This is a genomic window from Paraliobacillus ryukyuensis (assembly GCF_003315295.1).
GTDB classification, from domain to species: domain Bacteria; phylum Bacillota; class Bacilli; order Bacillales; family Amphibacillaceae; genus Paraliobacillus; species Paraliobacillus ryukyuensis.
Genome location: NZ_QNRI01000019.1, coordinates 1 through 16,714, shown reverse-complemented (window position 1 = coordinate 16,714; position 16,714 = coordinate 1). Strand labels below are relative to the sequence as shown.

20 protein-coding genes, 2 tRNA genes and 1 rRNA gene are annotated in these 16,714 nt (G+C 36.3%); 17 read left to right on the top strand and 6 right to left on the bottom strand.

The genetic code is table 11. The annotated features are described in order from the left end of the window. The 8 genes from rrf (at nt 1) to tsaD (ending at nt 4,593) form a co-directional block, all read left to right on the top strand. A 5S ribosomal RNA gene (rrf, locus tag DES48_RS15415) occupies nt 1-116 on the top strand. Between the two features lie 34 nt (nt 117-150). Beyond that, a tRNA-Met gene (locus tag DES48_RS15410) sits at nt 151-227 on the top strand. A gap of 7 nt (nt 228-234) precedes the next feature. Next, a tRNA-Asp gene (locus DES48_RS15405) sits at nt 235-311 on the top strand. A 675-nt stretch (nt 312-986) separates the two neighbouring features. Then, a complete protein-coding gene (gene thiL / locus DES48_RS15400; protein WP_113870193.1) occupies nt 987-1,961 on the top strand; it encodes a thiamine-phosphate kinase in 975 nt (324 codons plus the stop codon). 2 nt (nt 1,962-1,963) lie between these two features. Next, nucleotides 1,964-2,419, top strand: coding sequence for a tRNA (adenosine(37)-N6)-threonylcarbamoyltransferase complex ATPase subunit type 1 TsaE (gene tsaE, locus DES48_RS15395; RefSeq protein ID WP_113870192.1), 456 nt, complete (start codon nt 1,964-1,966; stop codon nt 2,417-2,419). Further along, nucleotides 2,416-3,123 carry a tRNA (adenosine(37)-N6)-threonylcarbamoyltransferase complex dimerization subunit type 1 TsaB gene (gene tsaB / locus DES48_RS15390; protein ID WP_113870191.1) on the top strand — a complete coding sequence of 236 codons (708 nt, stop codon included), beginning with the start codon at nt 2,416-2,418 and terminating at the stop codon, nt 3,121-3,123. Before tsaE ends, tsaB begins: the two co-directional genes overlap by 4 nt. Continuing rightward, nucleotides 3,116-3,565: a ribosomal protein S18-alanine N-acetyltransferase gene (gene rimI / locus DES48_RS15385; protein WP_079709971.1), complete on the top strand. Its 450-nt coding sequence runs from the start codon at nt 3,116-3,118 to the stop codon at nt 3,563-3,565. Before tsaB ends, rimI begins: the two co-directional genes overlap by 8 nt. After that, on the top strand, nt 3,562-4,593 hold the full coding sequence (gene tsaD / locus DES48_RS15380; RefSeq protein WP_211318499.1) for a tRNA (adenosine(37)-N6)-threonylcarbamoyltransferase complex transferase subunit TsaD: 1,032 nt from the start codon (nt 3,562-3,564) through the stop codon (nt 4,591-4,593). Before rimI ends, tsaD begins: the two co-directional genes overlap by 4 nt. Nucleotides 4,594-5,307: 714 nt before the next feature. Here the strand turns inward: tsaD and DES48_RS15375 are convergent. After that, the gene (locus tag DES48_RS15375; protein WP_113870189.1) at nt 5,308-7,233 is read right to left on the bottom strand and encodes an ABC-F family ATP-binding cassette domain-containing protein; all 1,926 of its coding nucleotides are present in this window, start codon (nt 7,231-7,233) and stop codon (nt 5,308-5,310) included. Between the two features lie 233 nt (nt 7,234-7,466). Between DES48_RS15375 and DES48_RS15370 the strand changes: the two genes are divergently transcribed. Continuing rightward, on the top strand, nt 7,467-8,111 hold the full coding sequence (locus DES48_RS15370) for a redox-sensing transcriptional repressor Rex (RefSeq protein ID WP_113870188.1): 645 nt from the start codon (nt 7,467-7,469) through the stop codon (nt 8,109-8,111). Between the two features lie 49 nt (nt 8,112-8,160). On the opposite strand, the gene DES48_RS15365 is transcribed toward DES48_RS15370, so the two are convergent. After that, entirely contained in the window at nt 8,161-8,892 is a 732-nt protein-coding gene (locus DES48_RS15365; RefSeq protein WP_113870187.1) for a CPBP family intramembrane glutamic endopeptidase, read from the bottom strand. Between the two features lie 245 nt (nt 8,893-9,137). Between DES48_RS15365 and groES the strand changes: the two genes are divergently transcribed. Together groES and groL are read left to right on the top strand one after the other, a co-directional pair. After that, on the top strand, nt 9,138-9,422 hold the full coding sequence (gene groES / locus DES48_RS15360; RefSeq protein WP_079709966.1) for a co-chaperone GroES: 285 nt from the start codon (nt 9,138-9,140) through the stop codon (nt 9,420-9,422). Between the two features lie 53 nt (nt 9,423-9,475). Continuing rightward, nucleotides 9,476-11,113 carry a chaperonin GroEL gene (gene groL, locus DES48_RS15355; protein ID WP_079709965.1) on the top strand — a complete coding sequence of 546 codons (1,638 nt, stop codon included), beginning with the start codon at nt 9,476-9,478 and terminating at the stop codon, nt 11,111-11,113. A 90-nt stretch (nt 11,114-11,203) separates the two neighbouring features. On the opposite strand, the gene DES48_RS15350 is transcribed toward groL, so the two are convergent. From DES48_RS15350 to DES48_RS15335, 4 genes are all read right to left on the bottom strand, one after another. Beyond that, the gene (locus tag DES48_RS15350) at nt 11,204-12,403 is read right to left on the bottom strand and encodes a tyrosine-type recombinase/integrase (protein WP_113870186.1); all 1,200 of its coding nucleotides are present in this window, start codon (nt 12,401-12,403) and stop codon (nt 11,204-11,206) included. Nucleotides 12,404-12,521: 118 nt separating this feature from the next. Next, a complete protein-coding gene (locus DES48_RS15345; RefSeq protein ID WP_113870185.1) occupies nt 12,522-12,860 on the bottom strand; it encodes a hypothetical protein in 339 nt (112 codons plus the stop codon). Then, nucleotides 12,857-13,465, bottom strand: coding sequence for an ImmA/IrrE family metallo-endopeptidase (locus DES48_RS15340; protein WP_113870184.1), 609 nt, complete (start codon nt 13,463-13,465; stop codon nt 12,857-12,859). Before DES48_RS15340 ends, DES48_RS15345 begins: the two co-directional genes overlap by 4 nt. Before the next feature lie 67 nt (nt 13,466-13,532). Continuing rightward, nucleotides 13,533-13,862 (bottom strand): helix-turn-helix domain-containing protein, encoded by a 330-nt coding sequence (locus tag DES48_RS15335; RefSeq protein WP_245911505.1) that lies wholly within the window; start codon nt 13,860-13,862, stop codon nt 13,533-13,535. 161 nt (nt 13,863-14,023) lie between these two features. Between DES48_RS15335 and DES48_RS15330 the strand changes: the two genes are divergently transcribed. The 6 genes from DES48_RS15330 to DES48_RS15820 all read left to right on the top strand — a co-directional run bounded on the left by DES48_RS15330 (nt 14,024) and on the right by DES48_RS15820 (nt 16,634). Continuing rightward, nucleotides 14,024-14,260, top strand: a complete 237-nt coding sequence (locus DES48_RS15330) for a helix-turn-helix transcriptional regulator (protein ID WP_113870183.1) — start codon at nt 14,024-14,026, stop codon at nt 14,258-14,260. After that, nucleotides 14,257-14,949: a Rha family transcriptional regulator gene (locus tag DES48_RS15325; RefSeq protein WP_113870182.1), complete on the top strand. Its 693-nt coding sequence runs from the start codon at nt 14,257-14,259 to the stop codon at nt 14,947-14,949. The genes DES48_RS15330 and DES48_RS15325 overlap by 4 nt, the downstream gene beginning before the upstream one ends. 216 nt (nt 14,950-15,165) lie before the next feature. After that, a complete protein-coding gene (locus DES48_RS15315) occupies nt 15,166-15,477 on the top strand; it encodes a hypothetical protein (protein WP_113870180.1) in 312 nt (103 codons plus the stop codon). 116 nt (nt 15,478-15,593) lie between these two features. Beyond that, on the top strand, nt 15,594-15,890 hold the full coding sequence (locus tag DES48_RS15310; protein ID WP_113870179.1) for a helix-turn-helix domain-containing protein: 297 nt from the start codon (nt 15,594-15,596) through the stop codon (nt 15,888-15,890). Beyond that, nucleotides 15,887-16,168 (top strand): hypothetical protein, encoded by a 282-nt coding sequence (locus DES48_RS15305; RefSeq protein WP_113870178.1) that lies wholly within the window; start codon nt 15,887-15,889, stop codon nt 16,166-16,168. The genes DES48_RS15310 and DES48_RS15305 overlap by 4 nt, the downstream gene beginning before the upstream one ends. A gap of 166 nt (nt 16,169-16,334) precedes the next feature. Further along, nucleotides 16,335-16,634: a hypothetical protein gene (locus tag DES48_RS15820; protein WP_147232420.1), complete on the top strand. Its 300-nt coding sequence runs from the start codon at nt 16,335-16,337 to the stop codon at nt 16,632-16,634. The last annotated feature ends 80 nt before the right edge of the window (nt 16,635-16,714 follow it).

The following is a 16,714-nucleotide window of genomic DNA, read 5'->3' as shown; positions in this document are numbered from 1 at the left end:
CCTAGTGACAATAGCGAAGAGGTCACACCTGTTCCCATGCCGAACACAGCAGTTAAGCTCTTCAGCGCCAATGGTAGTTGGGGCTTTGCCCCTGCAAGAGTAGGACGTCGCTAAGCAAATATTTAGTAGGTACATTGTTACCTACATTATCGCGGGGTGGAGCAGTCTGGTAGCTCGTCGGGCTCATAACCCGAAGGTCGTAGGTTCAAATCCTGCCCCCGCAACCAAATTATTGGTCCGGTAGTTCAGTTGGTTAGAATGCCTGCCTGTCACGCAGGAGGTCGCGGGTTCGAGTCCCGTCCGGACCGCCACTTTTAATGAAATATAACTTACATATATAAGCCTTGGGGAAGTATCCCTAGGGCTTTCTTTCATGTTATACATATCTAAATAAAATAGGGCTCTATACTAAATGTGGTGGTATCCCTTGATTTCTCAAAGTTTCCCACGAAGAAAAAAATACACGCAACCCCTCTCTTTAATAATGGATATATTGAGGGTGTGAACAACACAATAAAAGTGACGAAATGCATTTGAGCGATTGAAAAAGAAGATACTAGGGCGTCAAGAGATAAGAAGCGTGTACCTTAGCAGAGGAAATATGCGAGACTCCTACGGGAACAGCAAATGTTTTCGATGGGACGAGTAATCGCAGTCCACGCGTCCGAAGATCCACTTGGTTAAGCGGCTAGAAGTTAGACGAAAACCGTCACGTCCTGTGACAACGTCTAACTGACCCACGTCCTGTGTGCCCGAGGAAAGCGAGTATATTTCCCCTGCGGTTCAGGTACAAGTATGATGAATAATGTAAGTGTAATAAAAGAGATGATGGAGTGAAAATGACACCACCACATTTGACAGAGAACCTAAAATAGTTGGATTCATCCAATTTTTTCATTATACAAGTGAAAAAAGAGATAAACATTTAGAAATTGTGGAAACTTTGCTATGATAGAATTAGTAAAAATAAACGAGGGTTATTAAATATGGATGAATTTAATTTTATCAATTCAATTAAACAACGAACATATCGACAACCGACAATTGTAAAAGGAATTAATGATGACGCAGCAGTTTTTCGCCAATCTTATATGGATACCGTCACAGCAGTTGATACTTTTGTGGAAGAGGTTCATTTTTCTAGACAAACGATGTCTAATGAGGATATTGGTTATCGTGTGTTAGCAGCTAATATTAGTGATATGGCTGCTATGGGTGCAATACCAGCTTATTATATGATTTCGATTGTCATTCCAAATCATTGGACAGAATCCGATTTACAATCGATTTATCAAGGCATGAATAAACTTGCTTCACTTCATCAAATGGATTTAATTGGTGGGGATACAGTTTTAGGCGATCAATTAATTATTTCCGTAACAATTATTGGTTTTGTCGAAAAGAACAAAGCTAGGTATCGTAGTGCGATGAAGGATAAAGATATCTTATTTGCAACTGGCACATTAGGTGATTCAAGTGCCGGACTTCATCTTCTATTAAACCGAGAAAAAGAAGTAGCAAATGGAGATTATCTCATATACCGACATCAACATCCTACACCACGTGTTGCTTTTGCGCGAGCCATACAATCACTTGAACGGGCTGCATTAAACGATGTTAGTGATGGGATTGCAAATGAAGCAAATGAATTAGCTGAAGCTTCTCATCTAACTGCTTATATTGATTTTGAACAATTACCAAAACATGAGGATTTAGATCAATTTTCAGATGTAGAGCAAAGGAAATTTATCTTAGCTGGTGGTGAGGATTTCGAATTAATCGGTGCAGTAGCTGAGAAGGATTGGGAGAAAGTACAACAAGCTGCTGAAGAAACGAATACAGCAGTAACCAAAGTGGGATATGTTATTGATAACGAGCAGACAAATGGAAAAGCATTTTTAATCGAAGATGGGGTAGCTGCTCGTTTACCAAAAGAAGGTTACACACATAGGAGTAAGTAATAATGCCACATTATGAAATGATTTCACATACAACAGAAGAGACACTAAAACTTGCTGAAAGACTGGCGATTTTTCTGCGGCCAGGTGATGTTCTCACATTACAAGGCGATTTGGGTGCTGGTAAAACAACATTTACGAAAGGGTTAGGTACTGGCTTAGGTGTAAAACGTACTATAAACAGTCCTACATTCACCATAGTAAAAGAATATAATGGAGAGTTGCCTCTATACCATATGGATGTGTACCGTTTAGAAGAAAGTGATGAAGACATTGGTTTTGATGAGTACTTTGCTGGAGATGGAATAACCGTTGTAGAGTGGCCGCAATTTATTGAAACTTTTTTACCTGATAATCGTCTGGATATTTACTTAAGCCGAATCAGTGATCAAGAAAGAAAGATAGATTTTCATCCAAAAGGTGCGAGTTTTGAACGGATTTGTGAGGAGTTATTAGGATGAGTATATTAGCAATTGATACATCGAACGAAACATTAGGCGTAGCGATTCATGATGGAGCAAAGACAATCGCAGCATATATCGCCAATAGTAAAACGAAGCATTCGAAACGATTAATGCCTGTTATTAATCAATTAATGCAGGATGCAAATATGACGCCACAAGATCTAACTCGAATTGTAGTTGCAAAGGGGCCTGGCTCTTATACAGGCGTACGCATTGGTCTATCCACTGCAAAAATGATGGCCTGGACATTACAGATACCTGTCATTGGTATTTCTAGTTTAGAAACGTTAGCTTTGCACGCCATTACCCAGCCTGAGTTAATTTGTCCTTTTTTTGATGCAAGAAGAGGATTAGTTTATACAGGGTTATATCAGCGTAGAGATGCACATCAAGCAAAGTTAATAAAAGATGAACAAAATGTGTTAATGGAAGATTGGCTTTATGAATTGAGAGAGCTCAATCAATCCATCCTTTTTTTAAGTCCAGATTTGGCATTATACCGTGATTTGATTCAGTCAATTTTAGGAGAAAAAGCAATTTTTCCAATGGAACCGTTCCATCATCCAAGTCCAGCATTACTTGCAGTGGCGGGAAGTGAGCGAGCGGAAGATCCAGTTCATCAGTTAACACCGAATTATTTGCGATTAGTAGAGGCAGAAGCGAAATGGTTAGCCAAACAAAAGGAACATAGCAATGAATGAACCAATTGTTCGAAAGATGACATTAGCTGATCTCAATCAGGTGAAGAAAATTGAAGAAGCGAGTTTTGCAATCCCTTGGACCATGGATATTTATACAAAAGAGCTAACGGAAAATGCGTTTGCTCATTATTATGTGATTGAAATTAATCACCAGATTATTGGATTTTGCGGATTATGGATTGTTATTGATGAAGCACAAATCACGAATATTGCCATTTCGCCTGACTATCGAGGACGTGGTTATGGCGAAGCGCTTTTTCAATATATTTTAAATCAAACCATTTTACATGGAGCGGTTCAATTGTCGCTAGAAGTTCGTGTCACCAATCTGGTAGCACAACGATTATACCGTAAGTTTGGCTTAACACCAGCTGGAATTAGAAAACATTATTATACGGATAATAATGAAGATGCATTAGTTATGTGGGTGAATTTACAATGAAAATAGATCAGTATATCTTAGCAATTGAAACAAGCTGTGATGAAACAGCGGCAGCAGTAATAAGGAACGGTCAAGACGTTGTAGCAAATGTGGTGGCCTCTCAAATCGAAAGCCACAAGCGTTTCGGTGGAGTTGTTCCTGAAATTGCATCTCGACACCATGTCGAACAGATCACCATTGTTGTAGAAGAGACATTGACCAAAGCTAATATGACGGTTAGTGACATGGACGGGATTGCGGTAACCGAAGGACCAGGACTGGTAGGAGCGTTATTAGTTGGCGTAAATGCAGCGAAAGCACTTGCCTTTGCCCACCAAAAACCATTAATTGGTGTTCATCATATAGCCGGTCATATTTATGCGAATCGCATCGAAAAAGAATTTTCCTTTCCTTTATTGGCATTAGTTGTTTCAGGTGGTCATACGGAATTAGTTTTGATGCATGAACATGGTTCTTTTGAAATCATTGGAGAAACAAGGGATGATGCGGCTGGTGAAGCGTATGACAAAGTCGCGCGTACACTTGACCTTCCTTATCCAGGTGGGCCGCAAATCGATCAATTAGCACAAAGTGGCGAAGATAATCTTAATTTTCCTCGTGCATGGCTCGAAGATGGATCATTTGATTTTAGTTTTAGTGGACTAAAATCAGCTGTAATTAATACATTACATAATGCCCAACAACGCAATGAGACATTGAAGAATGAAGATGTCGCAGCTAGTTTTCAAGCAAGTGTAATAGAGGTATTAACAGAAAAGACCTATCAAGCAGCAAAACAGTACGACGTGAAACAAGTTGTACTTGCCGGTGGTGTCGCAGCAAATAAAGGCCTACGTCATCATTTAACGCAAAAATTTGCAGATGAATCAATCGAGCTTTCTATCCCTCCGTTATGGCTGTGCACAGATAATGCAGCTATGATTGGTGCTGCTGGATCGATTGCCTTTGACCAAGGACATCGCGCTGGATGGGATCTGAATGCTAATCCAGGACTAGACTTGGAGAAGTATAGTGAAAGAAGCAAGTAAGTTAATCTAAAATTTATTTAGTTAATAGAATTAAACTAGAGGCTGTACCTACAATAAAATAGGTACAGCTTTTTATATGTATTGTTTTATATAATCTTTGATATGTAATAAGGAGCAACCGTCATGTCAGAAGTATGCGTATGTGATTTGGTGTTAACCACTGAATAAAGACTTATTAGTAAGATAGAAATGTGCAATTAGTTTAAAATCTGGATTGAATGTAAATCCGTAAAATCGAATTATAAAATTGATATCTACTTTTCCTTTTATTTTGAATCGCGTTATGAGCAAATTACTTTTTACTTGGTTTCATACTTATCCAATTTAACAAATCAGCTTTAACATATTCCTTCGTCGCACTTAATTCATTAATGTTTTTTGCAAGTTTATTTGGGACTTCGAAGCGTTATACGACGGAAAAAGTAATCAGTCCTCTAGAATCTAAATTATTAACATATCATTGCAGGTTGACTAAATTATCCACAATTAATTTGTGAAAATGTGCATGTTTTTTGCAAAATTGCTAGTGACGGCTGTATATAATGTGCATAAACCTGTGGATAAGTTTATGTTTTTTTGTGGATTAAGTGGATAACTTGAATGAAAGTCGTTAATAAGCCATTTGATAAGTGGATAACTTACTTAATAAAAAAATTCACCTATCCCCATAATATAATAGGATAGGTGAGGCCCTTTATAAACAGGATATATGCATTAATCGTCCTGCAGTGTTTCCCATTCTTCCATCAATTGTTCAATCTGTTGATTCGCTGTATCATTCTCCGTGGTCAGTTCTAATGCCTTTTCATGATCTTGAAAAATTTCTGGCTCACATAACAGTTGTTCGTTCTTTTCAATCGTTGCTTCTAATTGTTCAATGGATAATTCAATTTCCTCCATACGGCGTTCTTTCTTACGCTGCATTTGTTTTCGTTGTTTCTCTTCATGGAAGTTTGTCTTAACGACTTCCTTTTCTTCTGTTTGTTTGTCTTGAGCTTCTAATTCAGCTAATTCAATTTCTTCTTGCTTTTTCTCTAAATAGTAATCGTAGTTACCTAGGTAAATGGTAGAGTCATTTGGCTGCATTTCTAATACTAGAGAAGCGATCTCGTTAATGAAATACCTATCGTGGGATACGAATAGAATCGTTCCAGGAAAATCAAGTAAAGCGGCTTCTAATACTTCTTTACTATCTAAATCCAAATGGTTGGTTGGCTCATCTAGAATCAGCAAGTTGGCTTTTTGCATCATTAATTTCGCGAGTGCCAATCGTGCTTTTTCGCCACCACTTAAAGATGACACTACTTTTAATACATCATCCCCAGAAAATAAGAAGTTACCTAATGTCGTGCGAATATCTTTTTCATCGATCATCGGGTAATCATCCCATAGCTCCATAAGTACTGTCTTATTTGAATGTAGTTTGGTTTGCTCTTGATCGTAATAACCAATTTGGACATTAGAGCCTGTCTGGATGTTTCCGTCACTTGGTACTAAATCACCAGTAATTGTTTTAAGCAAGGTGGTTTTTCCAACACCATTTGGTCCCACAAGGGCGATACGATCACCGCGAGATAATTGGAAAGACAAGTTAGAAAAAATAGTCTGTTCAGCATCATTATAACGGAAGGCTAAGTCCTGGACTTTTAATACATCATTGCCACTGCGCTGGTTAATACTAAACGAAAATGATGCAGAGGATTCGTCTCCATTAGGCTTGTCTAAACGTTCCATTTTTTCAAGCTTTTTTCGCCTACTTTGGGCACGTTTGGTTGTGGATGCACGTACGAGATTTTTTTGAATGAAGTCTTCCATACGTTTAATTTCTGTTTGTTGTTTTTCGAACTCTTTCATTTCGCGCTCATAGTCAGCTGCTTTTTGATCTAAATATTTTGTATAGTTGCCATGATATTTCTTTGATTGATGACGAGAGATTTCATATACCGTTCGAATCGTTTTATCAAGAAAATAACGGTCGTGTGAAACGATCACTACCGCACCCTGGTAATTATTCAGATAGCCTTCAAGCCATGTTAATGTTTCGATGTCAAGGTGGTTGGTTGGCTCATCTAAAATTAAGATATCTGGTTTCGATAATAGCAGCTTTCCTAATGCTAAGCGTGTTTTTTGCCCACCACTTAATTCATTTATCGACGTATGTAAGTCATAGTCATGAAAATGAAGGCCATTAAGCACGGCTTTGATATCTGCTTCATATTGGTAGCCACCATCTTTTTTAAAGGTTTCTTGTAACTGATCATAGCGAGAAAGTAATTGATTATACCGTTCTTTGTCTTCCATTAGCACAGGGTCACCCATTTGTTGTTCCATGCTGCGAAGTGTCTGCTCCATTTCAATCAAATGGGTGAAAACTTGTCGCATTTCATTCCAAATTGTCTCATCCGTTTCTAGACCAGTGTTCTGTGCTAAATATCCTAAGGTAACGTCCTTAGGCTTATGGATCTCTCCCTCATCATAAGGGATAATACCTGCCATTATTTTTAATAGTGTAGATTTACCAGCACCATTGCGGCCAACTATGGCAATTCGATCATTGGTTTGGATCTCTAGTTTTATATTTGATAAAATTAGTTCAGCTCCATAGCGCTTGACTAATTGGTTCACTTGCATTAATATCATTTCGTTTTCACCTCAATAGAAATAGTTTATCGTACTTTTTTAGTAACTAGCAAGCAAATATATATAGCACACCCTTAAAAAAGGTTAAACTTGGTTACTAAGTGAATTATTTCACGACATAAGGTTTATTTTTTGATAAAATAGTAAATGTATAGCATAGGTAGTATTAAAACACGCTCACGTTATCACACAGAATATATATTAGGGGTAAATTAGAAAAAGGGGATAGGAAAATGGCAGAACAAAGTAAGATACCACAAGCAACGGCGAAACGATTGCCGCTATATTATCGATTTTTAAATAATTTACATTTACAAGGAAAAGCACGAGTCTCTTCTAAAGAATTAAGTGAAGCAGTAAAAGTTGACTCTGCGACGATTCGAAGAGATTTCTCTTATTTTGGTGCGTTAGGTAAAAAAGGGTATGGGTATAATGTTGAATATTTACTGGGATTCTTTCGAAAAACATTAGATCAAGATGAACTTACCAATGTCGCATTAATCGGTGTTGGTAATTTAGGAACAGCATTTTTGCATTATAATTTTACCAAAAACAATAATACCAAAATAGAAATGGCCTTCGATGCGGATACATCGAAAGTTGGCCAATCGGTTGAAGGGATACCGATCTATCACATTGATGAATTAGAAAGACGATTAGAAGGCGTGCAAGCTGCCATTTTAACTGTACCTGGAGTAGAAGCACAGGCTATTACAGAACGACTGACTGCTTGTGGCATAAGCGGCATATTGAATTTCACGCCTGCGAGAATCACCGTGCCAGAAGAAGTACGTGTGCACCATATTGATCTCGCGGTAGAGCTTCAATCACTTGTTTACTTTATGAAACACTATCCATTAGAAGGTGAAGACGTTTAAGCAAAAAAAGCAAGTAGTGGTTCCTGTGAACCTCTACTTGCTTTTTGAATTATCCTCCAAAAAGGATCATTTGAACTTTTTCGGTTAATTGTCTTAGTTGTTCTAATTGGCGTTCTAATTCTTCTGGATCAACATTTAATTGAGCAATAACCACAATCGCGTTCATGGTACTATGAGCAATAATCGGTACAATGATTCGTTTTGACATAACATAGACAAATGCAAATACCGTAGCTATCGCTAGATATACTAATGTATTTTGATAATCCTGGTGAACAATAGCAAAGATTAAACCAGATACCATCGCAGCAATAAAGAAATTTGTCCGCTTATAAATTTCACCGAAAATGATTTTGCGAAAAACGATCTCCTCTAAAATCGGTCCAATAATAGCAACCACAATGATAAATATGGGCGCAACCCGAGCCATCTGTACAATACCTTGAGTGTTCTCTGAACCAGGTTCAATACCTAAAACAAAAATTTGGAACAGGCTAACAATAGTTTGTCCTGCATATGCCATCATGAGCCCAATAATCGCCCAAACAAATACCATGAAAGGACTAGCTGCATCAGGATGTTTACGCAAATCCTTCTCAGGCTTTAGTAAGACCAAGATTATCACAAGTGCAGCTAAAAAGCTAAAAATAGTCCAACCGATACTAATCATTCGATAATAGTCTTGACTAATAGTAGATTCTTTAATGATTACAGCTACAGGTAAGGATGATAACTGCATCAATATATATGTAATTAATATGTAAATATATCTTTTTCCCATTGTCTATGACCCACTCCTCGTTTGTTATAAATTTGTCCAATACACGTATTTTATCATACTTTAAGAATACAATTGAATTAGTTCGTTTATACCAGATAAGTGGAGGGAAAATAATTTAAAAAAATATAGCACAATACTTGCAAAATAAAAAGCAATTCATTAATATAGGAATTGTGTTAGCACTCTATGCGAACGAGTGCTAAAAGTGAGGAAAATAATTCGAAATAAATGAAGGAGGGTTTTTGATGCTAAAGCCATTAGCTGATCGTGTCATTATTGAACTCGTAGAACAAGAAGAAAAAACTGCAAGTGGAATTGTATTACCAGATTCTGCGAAAGAAAAACCACAAGAAGGAAAAGTTGTTGCAGTAGGTTCTGGTCGTGTATTAGACAGCGGGGAAAAAATCACTCCAGAGGTTGCTGAAGGAGATAAGATTGTATTCTCTAAATTTGCAGGCACAGAAGTGAAGTACGAAGGAAATGAATACTTAATTCTTCGCGAAAGCGATATTTTAGCTGTTATTGGCTAAAACGAAGAATCGTAACGATATACTTACAAAAGAACTAAGGAGGGCTTTTTAAAATGGCTAAAGAAATTAAATTTAGTGAAGACGCTCGTCGTTCAATGCTACGTGGGGTAGACACACTAGCAAACGCTGTAAAAGTAACATTAGGACCAAAAGGACGTAACGTAGTTTTAGATAAGAAATACGGTTCTCCATTAATCACAAATGATGGGGTAACGATTGCGAAAGAAATTGAATTAGAAGATCACTTTGAAAATATGGGTGCGCAATTAGTATCCGAAGTTGCGTCACAAACAAATGATGTAGCTGGTGATGGTACAACAACTGCAACTGTATTAGCACAAGCAATGATCCAAGAAGGATTGAAAAACGTTGCATCAGGTGCAAACCCAGTCGGTGTTCGCCGTGGGATTGAAAAAGCGGTAGAAGTTGCAACGAAAGAACTTCGTAATATCTCTAAACCAATTGAAGGAAGAGAATCGATCGCGCAAGTTGCTGCTATCTCCTCTGCAGATGAAGAAGTAGGGCAATTAATCGCAGAAGCAATGGAACGTGTAGGTAACGACGGTGTTATCACAATCGAAGAATCGAAAGGATTCAACACAGAACTTGAAGTTGTCGAAGGTATGCAATTTGACCGTGGCTATGCTTCTCCATACATGGTTACAGACCAAGATAAAATGGAAGCAGAACTAGAAGATCCATACATCTTCATAACAGATAAAAAAATCAACAATATTCAAGAAGTACTACCTGTATTAGAACAAGTTGTTCAACAAGGTAAACCACTTCTTTTAATCGCTGACGATGTAGAAGGCGAAGCATTAGCTACATTAGTAGTAAATAAACTTCGTGGAACATTTAATGCAGTAGCAGTAAAAGCTCCTGGTTTCGGTGACCGTCGTAAAGCAATGCTTGAAGACATTGCAACATTAACTGGAGCAGAAGTTATCACAGAAGACTTAGGTCTTGATCTTAAGAGCACAACAATTGAACAATTAGGTCGCGCTTCTAAAGTTGTTGTAACAAAAGAAAACACAACTATCGTTGAAGGCTCTGGTGACCGTGATCAAATCTCAAGCCGTGTTGCTCAAATTCGTGCACAAGTAGAAGAAACTACTTCTGAATTTGATAAAGAAAAACTACAAGAACGCCTAGCAAAACTAGCAGGTGGTGTAGCAGTAGTTAAAGTTGGTGCAGCTACTGAAACAGAATTAAAAGAACGTAAACTACGTATCGAAGACGCACTGAACTCTACTCGTGCAGCAGTAGAAGAAGGTATCGTAGCAGGTGGTGGTACTGCACTACTTAACGTGTACAAACAAGTACAAGAATTATCACTTGAAGGTGACGAAGCAACTGGTGCAAGCATTGTCCTACGTTCGTTGGAAGAACCACTTCGTCAAATCGTGGAAAACGCGGGTCTTGAAGGCTCAATTATCGTTGAAAAACTAAAAGGCGAAGCAGTTGGCGTTGGATACAATGCAGCTACTGGTGAATGGGTGAACATGATCGATTCTGGTATCGTTGACCCAACTAAAGTAACTCGTTCTGCACTACAAAACGCAGCATCTGTTGCGGCAATGTTCTTAACTACAGAAGCCGTAGTTGCTGACATTCCAGAAGAAAATGGCGGCGGTGCGCCTGACATGTCTGGAATGGGAGGCATGGGCGGAATGGGCGGCATGATGTAAATCATCCCCCAAAAACGTTGATATGAAAGTGTTTTACTGTTAAAAAATCAATAAAAAAGAGAATATTCTCACGATATTCTCATAAAATAATTATAAAGTTATATTTTCTAGGATGTTTCCGTAAAGATTAGACATTTTTTCGGATGCATCCTTTTTCATTTTATCTGTCACGTGCGTATAGATTTTCATAGTAGTATCTACATCTTCATGACCAACTCTTTTCATAATCGTAGCAAGATCAACTTTAGCTTCGGCCATCATACTTATATGTGTGTGTCTAAAAATATGCGGTGTAGCTTTTTTCTCTATTTTTGTCCTTTCTACTATGCGGTTCATTCGTTTCAACAAATAAGCTGGCGAGTAAGGATAACCGTTTTTTCGTTGAAACAAAAAGTCTTTATCATGAAAATCATCTATCAAAGTTCGATATTCCATTTTATGCTCATCATTTTTTCTAACTAATTTTTTTAGCATATCCATAATCGGTTGGTCTACATCAATAACGCGAATAGAACCAACTGTTTTTGGTGGCGTTAGTTCATATGCTTTCATATTATTTGTATTATTATAGATCGTTTTATTAATATCTATGGTGTTATTCTCAAAATCTAAATCCTGCTTTTGTAAAGCACACAGTTCTCCAGAACGCATACCTGTAAAAGCTAATAAATAAAATCGTTCTTTATCTAATTCCAATCCATGTATATTTAATTTTTCAAAGAAATCTTCTAATTCAACGTGTTCCAGATATTTTTCAGCTATATTATCTTTTTTTATTTCATCAACTGATTTTCTTTTCTTGGGAATAACCACATCTTCATTAGGTAGTTCTTTCATTAACTTGTTACGTTTAGCAAACTTGAATATCATACCAGCACAGTTATTCACACCTTGTACGGTTGTTCTTGCTAAGTCTGTTGCTAGTTCGTTGATAACATTTTGATAAAACATATGTGTAATAGCTCCTATAGGTTTCTTAGCCATGTGCTTATTTAACAAACGTATCTCTTTTGTTCTTATATAAACGCTACTCTTTTTTCTTCCTGTCGATTCGTAAACCTTAATCCATTCTGCAGCTACTTCTTCAAATGTAATTCTAAGCGATTGCTTTTCGTCAACTCCATACTCTTCTATAGAACGCAAATATTTTTCTAAACGCTCTTTTGCTTCTTTTCGTGTTTTTCCCAACCTTGTAACCTGTTTTCTCTTACCTGTTGTAGGATTAACACCTATATCTTCTACCGCTTCCCATCTTTCACCAGCTTTGGTTTTCTTTTTTCTAAAGTTCATCGCCCAAACCTCCTTATAAAAAAAGCGCAGCTATGTGCGCTTTATAATGATTCTAATACTTCTTTATAATTAACCCTCCATAAATTTTGTTTATTTATTTGATTAAATCATTAATCACTTAGTTTCTTTCTATATAAATAACTTCTTTGAAATCTACAATTCTAATAATAAGTTTTGAAACTTCATTCTCTTGAAAGCCAGACTCTATAATTCTACTTTTAATACTACTTAAATTAATTCCAACATGATTGGATATAGTTAAATTAATTACAAGGTCACTAATTAAAACCGAAATACTGCTATCATCAAAAGAAAAATCAATAATATTTTCTGTCCTATACGGTAGATCAATTGGTATGTAGATGAAGTCATTATTCCAATCAATGTTTCTAATAACCATTAACTTGGGATTTTTCTCATATTCAATAAAATCACTGTAGATAGTAATATCATTCATGTTTGCTTACATCCAATCTGTCTATATAATTTATTCATTATCATATTTGTTTCAGTAGACCATTCACTCGGATCATTACTTGGTTTATAAGTTGATCGTTGCTCTCTGATGACTTGATCAATAGATGCTTGCTGTATTCTCTGCAATATTTGTTCTGCTCTTTTTTGCGCAATGTTTATCGGAACATTAAACTTATAAGACAGAAATGATGCCCATTGATAATTGTACGTAGACATATCTAGTTTTTTTATCATATAGAAAGGCATAGAAGCGTAAAGCATAAACTGATTGGCTTGTCTTTCTTGTAAGGTCATAAATGTTCTAACACTGTTTACTTGATCACCATAATGTCTAAGTGGGTGACATAGTTCGTGAAAAAATATTGCTCTAACTTCTTCTTCGAGTTTCTCTGGATTTAGAAATATAGCCGCGGCTTTATCATCCCAAATCGCAACCTCTTTAGCATTTTCCATAAAAATTACATTTACATTTAGCTTATCGGCAACGTTATAAATAGTTAAATCGGATATAGATAAAATGTTGTGTTCTATGTATAAATTCTCCAACCAATTTTCTAGGTTTGTTTTTTGATAGTATTCGAACATGAAATACCTCCAGGATAAGAATGTATGTTCGTTTTATCGGTAGAAAAATAGCAAACTAAAGGATATTTTATTTATTGTCTCTTAGTTTGCGGAAAATTCTAAGCTGTTCTTCTAGATAATCCTTCTCTTGATCCGTAATATCATCAAAGTTGTTAAAAGCTCGGTTTGTCTCGGATGTGCTTGATTTATTAGGGTTATCAGTCTTACCAAGTAAATAATCTGTTGTTACATCGCACACATTAGAAATATTTCTTATTGTTTCGTAATCTGGTTCCCTTCTATCTTTTTCGTAATGTGACAAAGCGGATCGAGAAATTCCTATTTTTTTTGCGAAATCTTCTTGTGTAAGATTCATTTTCTTTCTTAATTCTGTAATCCTACTACCAACACTTATCATTATCATCACCAATTTACCTTTCTAAATACATGATACTATACAAAATGTAGCCAAATAAATAAAAGATACAAAAAGACGCAAAAAACACTTGACTTTGCTACACAACGTATCGTAATATAATAAACAAGAAGGATACACATCGTAGCAAAGGTGGTGAACAAATGAGAAACAACATGAAAGAAAGGCGAGAGGAATTAAGTCTTTCGCAACAAGAAGTATCTAACAGAATACCTTTCATGACAAGAGTAAACTACTCTTCTATTGAAAGAGGCAGAACAGAACCCAGTATAAAACAGATGATCGCTATCGCAAAAGCATTGGAAGTTGAGCCTAAAATAAATTTTTTTAAAGATTATTGCGACGAAATGGATCAAAAACAAAAGGAGTGTATTTCATGAATCAATTAAAAGTCGTATCAATGAATGGTCAACTTGTAACAGATAGTAGAGAGGTTGCTGAAATAACAAACCAAAACCACAAAGAACTACTAAGAAAAATAAGAAATTATGTTCAAGTTTTAGGAAAGCGCAATTTTGCGCCCACCGATTTCTTTATTGAATCTAGTTACACAAGTTCTCAAAACAAGCAAATGCCTTGTTACTTAATTACGAGGATAGGTTGTGACATGGTTGCTAATAAAATGACTGGAGAAAAAGGGATTCTATTCACAGCTGAATATGTAAGACGTTTTGAAGAAATGAAAACTAAACTCCAAGAACCACAGAATGAACTACAAATACTACAAAGAGCGGTTAATTCATTAGCCAACGTTGATAACAGAGTTACTTACCTTGAAGATCACATGCGCATCGATGGTGTGCAAGAAAGAAAGTTACAAAACAAAGGAAAATCAATTGTTATTGAATCACTAGGCGGTATTAGATCAAGTGCCTATGAAAACATTGCGAGAAAGGTTTTCGCTGCTATTTGGCGAGATTTTAAAAATCATTTTCAAATTCCGAGGTATAACGAACTTCCTAGAAAACAGTTTGAAGATGGAATGAAGTTTTTAGGAATGTGGCAACCATCTACAAGCTTAAAAATCGAGATTGAACAATTAAACCAACAAATCAGAGGGGTTATGTAATGATCTATCACAAAGTCGAACTAGAATCGCTGAACAAGACAGTAAATATCCCACTTTATGAGGATGAATTGTATTGTCAATGTCCTAAATGCGGGATTGAACAAGAGGTTGATGACGAGATGATGAAATCAATTTACTTTGAAGGCGGAGATTTAGGTAGCACTAGCTTTATCTGTCCAGACTGCACAAAAAAACATTTTTATAAGGAGTGATCTAATGCCGACAACAACATACAGCCAAGAAGAAATAACAGCTATGATATCAGAATTACAATCAAATTTACTTCCTGCTCTACTAGAACAAATGCAACTCGTCAGCCAACTACCTCCACTACTAACTAGGCAACAGTTTATGGAGTTGGCTGATATAAGTCACACGAAAGCAAATGAACTGTTTAATACAAGAGGGTTCCCGGTCACTCGCAAATTGGGGTATCCGCGAGTATTGACCAAAGAATTTTTTGAATGGCTGAATGAGGATGTTGTCAGAAGAGAAGAATTTCCTAATTTCGCAAATAGAGTTATTTAATTATCGAAAAAAACCAACTAGGGGGTTGGCTATAAATACATTATATAGCCTTCCAATAAAAAATGTTATTCCAATGTTGAATATATTCAAAACTGGAATAAAAGGAGGGAAGGAAAGTGAAGTTAGATTTAGCAAATATACCGCACTTGCTAAAACATACACGAAAGCGGAAGAAGCTAACTCAAGAACATATGGCAGAAATCATGCACTTACCACAATCTACGATTTCAAAAATAGAAAACGGATTAATGGAGTTAGGTTCGAAAAGTTTCTTCAAATGGATGCGTAAGACAGATTCACAGGACATACTTGTAGCACTTTCGTTAAATATTGATCCGACAGTAGCAACTGATCTTATATCTAACTTAGCCAACAGCGGCTTACTAGGAATTATTTTAGGAGGTTTACTATGAATCAATTAAATCGTTTTTTGCCAGAAGATCAAGACAGAGCAGAGGAACTTATCATAATCGCTGAAAACATGATTGAGCGATTGAAATACGCTTTTGAACACAATTGCTATCGAGATACTAGTGATCTAGCTAAAAAGATTGCTACTAAATCGGACGAGCTTGCTAGATTGAAAGAGAAAAAATCTAAAAATGATGAATTTAGAAAAATCGTACTTGGTCATCACCAGATGGATCCGCAGGTATTAGTTAATGAACAAAAAAGAAGGTATCGGATATGAGCGAGAAAAAGCAAAGAATCATTTTCATTGTAGCTTTTATCGCAAGTCTAGCATTTATGTATAGCGCTATATTAATTAACAGTTAGGAGCGATGAAATGGATATTAACGAAGAACTAGCACAAGAACTTAACATTGTTAGATTGGGCTTGATGTTAGGTGGAGTACATGAAGAAATCGGAAATTTTAAGTTTGCCGAATCTTGGTATCAATCAGCAGAAGAAGCTAGTCGTAGAATACAAGATTATTGCGAAAGTGAGGTTAAAGCCAATGGAAGCACACGACATGTTAAAACAAGCAATTAATGATGTAGATGGTTTGCAATTTAAAACAGAATATTTAGCAACGTTTTATATGGAACTTACACATCTAATGCGTACGGAAAAAGTTGTCACTTCCGAACGGATAGGCAACCTAGCATTGGAAGTACAACGACAATTAAATTCTGTATTCCAAAAAAACAGCTAACCTGCTACCAACAGATTAGCGAACTAACTTAAATGAATAACTACATTATAGCACGAATTTTAAAATTTTAATAGATGGAG

Excerpts from the sequence above, each read along its gene's own strand:
- DES48_RS15330 (WP_113870183.1), top strand. The coding sequence starts at position 14,024 with ATGAGAAACAACATGAAAGAAAGGCGAGAGGAATTAAGTCTTTCGCAA.
- DES48_RS15345 (WP_113870185.1), bottom strand. The coding sequence starts at position 12,860 with ATGAATGATATTACTATCTACAGTGATTTTATTGAATATGAGAAAAAT.
- DES48_RS15375 (WP_113870189.1), bottom strand. The coding sequence starts at position 7,233 with ATGATATTAATGCAAGTGAACCAATTAGTCAAGCGCTATGGAGCTGAA.
- thiL (WP_113870193.1), top strand. The coding sequence starts at position 987 with ATGGATGAATTTAATTTTATCAATTCAATTAAACAACGAACATATCGA.
- DES48_RS15365 (WP_113870187.1), bottom strand. The coding sequence starts at position 8,892 with ATGGGAAAAAGATATATTTACATATTAATTACATATATATTGATGCAG.
- rimI (WP_079709971.1), top strand. The coding sequence starts at position 3,116 with ATGAATGAACCAATTGTTCGAAAGATGACATTAGCTGATCTCAATCAG.
- groES (WP_079709966.1), top strand. The coding sequence starts at position 9,138 with ATGCTAAAGCCATTAGCTGATCGTGTCATTATTGAACTCGTAGAACAA.
- DES48_RS15335 (WP_245911505.1), bottom strand. The coding sequence starts at position 13,862 with ATGATAAGTGTTGGTAGTAGGATTACAGAATTAAGAAAGAAAATGAAT.
- DES48_RS15315 (WP_113870180.1), top strand. The coding sequence starts at position 15,166 with ATGCCGACAACAACATACAGCCAAGAAGAAATAACAGCTATGATATCA.
- tsaE (WP_113870192.1), top strand. The coding sequence starts at position 1,964 with ATGCCACATTATGAAATGATTTCACATACAACAGAAGAGACACTAAAA.
- DES48_RS15305 (WP_113870178.1), top strand. The coding sequence starts at position 15,887 with ATGAATCAATTAAATCGTTTTTTGCCAGAAGATCAAGACAGAGCAGAG.
- DES48_RS15340 (WP_113870184.1), bottom strand. The coding sequence starts at position 13,465 with ATGTTCGAATACTATCAAAAAACAAACCTAGAAAATTGGTTGGAGAAT.
- groL (WP_079709965.1), top strand. The coding sequence starts at position 9,476 with ATGGCTAAAGAAATTAAATTTAGTGAAGACGCTCGTCGTTCAATGCTA.
- DES48_RS15820 (WP_147232420.1), top strand. The coding sequence starts at position 16,335 with ATGAAGAAATCGGAAATTTTAAGTTTGCCGAATCTTGGTATCAATCAG.
- DES48_RS15370 (WP_113870188.1), top strand. The coding sequence starts at position 7,467 with ATGGCAGAACAAAGTAAGATACCACAAGCAACGGCGAAACGATTGCCG.
- DES48_RS15350 (WP_113870186.1), bottom strand. The coding sequence starts at position 12,403 with ATGAACTTTAGAAAAAAGAAAACCAAAGCTGGTGAAAGATGGGAAGCG.
- DES48_RS15325 (WP_113870182.1), top strand. The coding sequence starts at position 14,257 with ATGAATCAATTAAAAGTCGTATCAATGAATGGTCAACTTGTAACAGAT.
- tsaD (WP_211318499.1), top strand. The coding sequence starts at position 3,562 with ATGAAAATAGATCAGTATATCTTAGCAATTGAAACAAGCTGTGATGAA.
- tsaB (WP_113870191.1), top strand. The coding sequence starts at position 2,416 with ATGAGTATATTAGCAATTGATACATCGAACGAAACATTAGGCGTAGCG.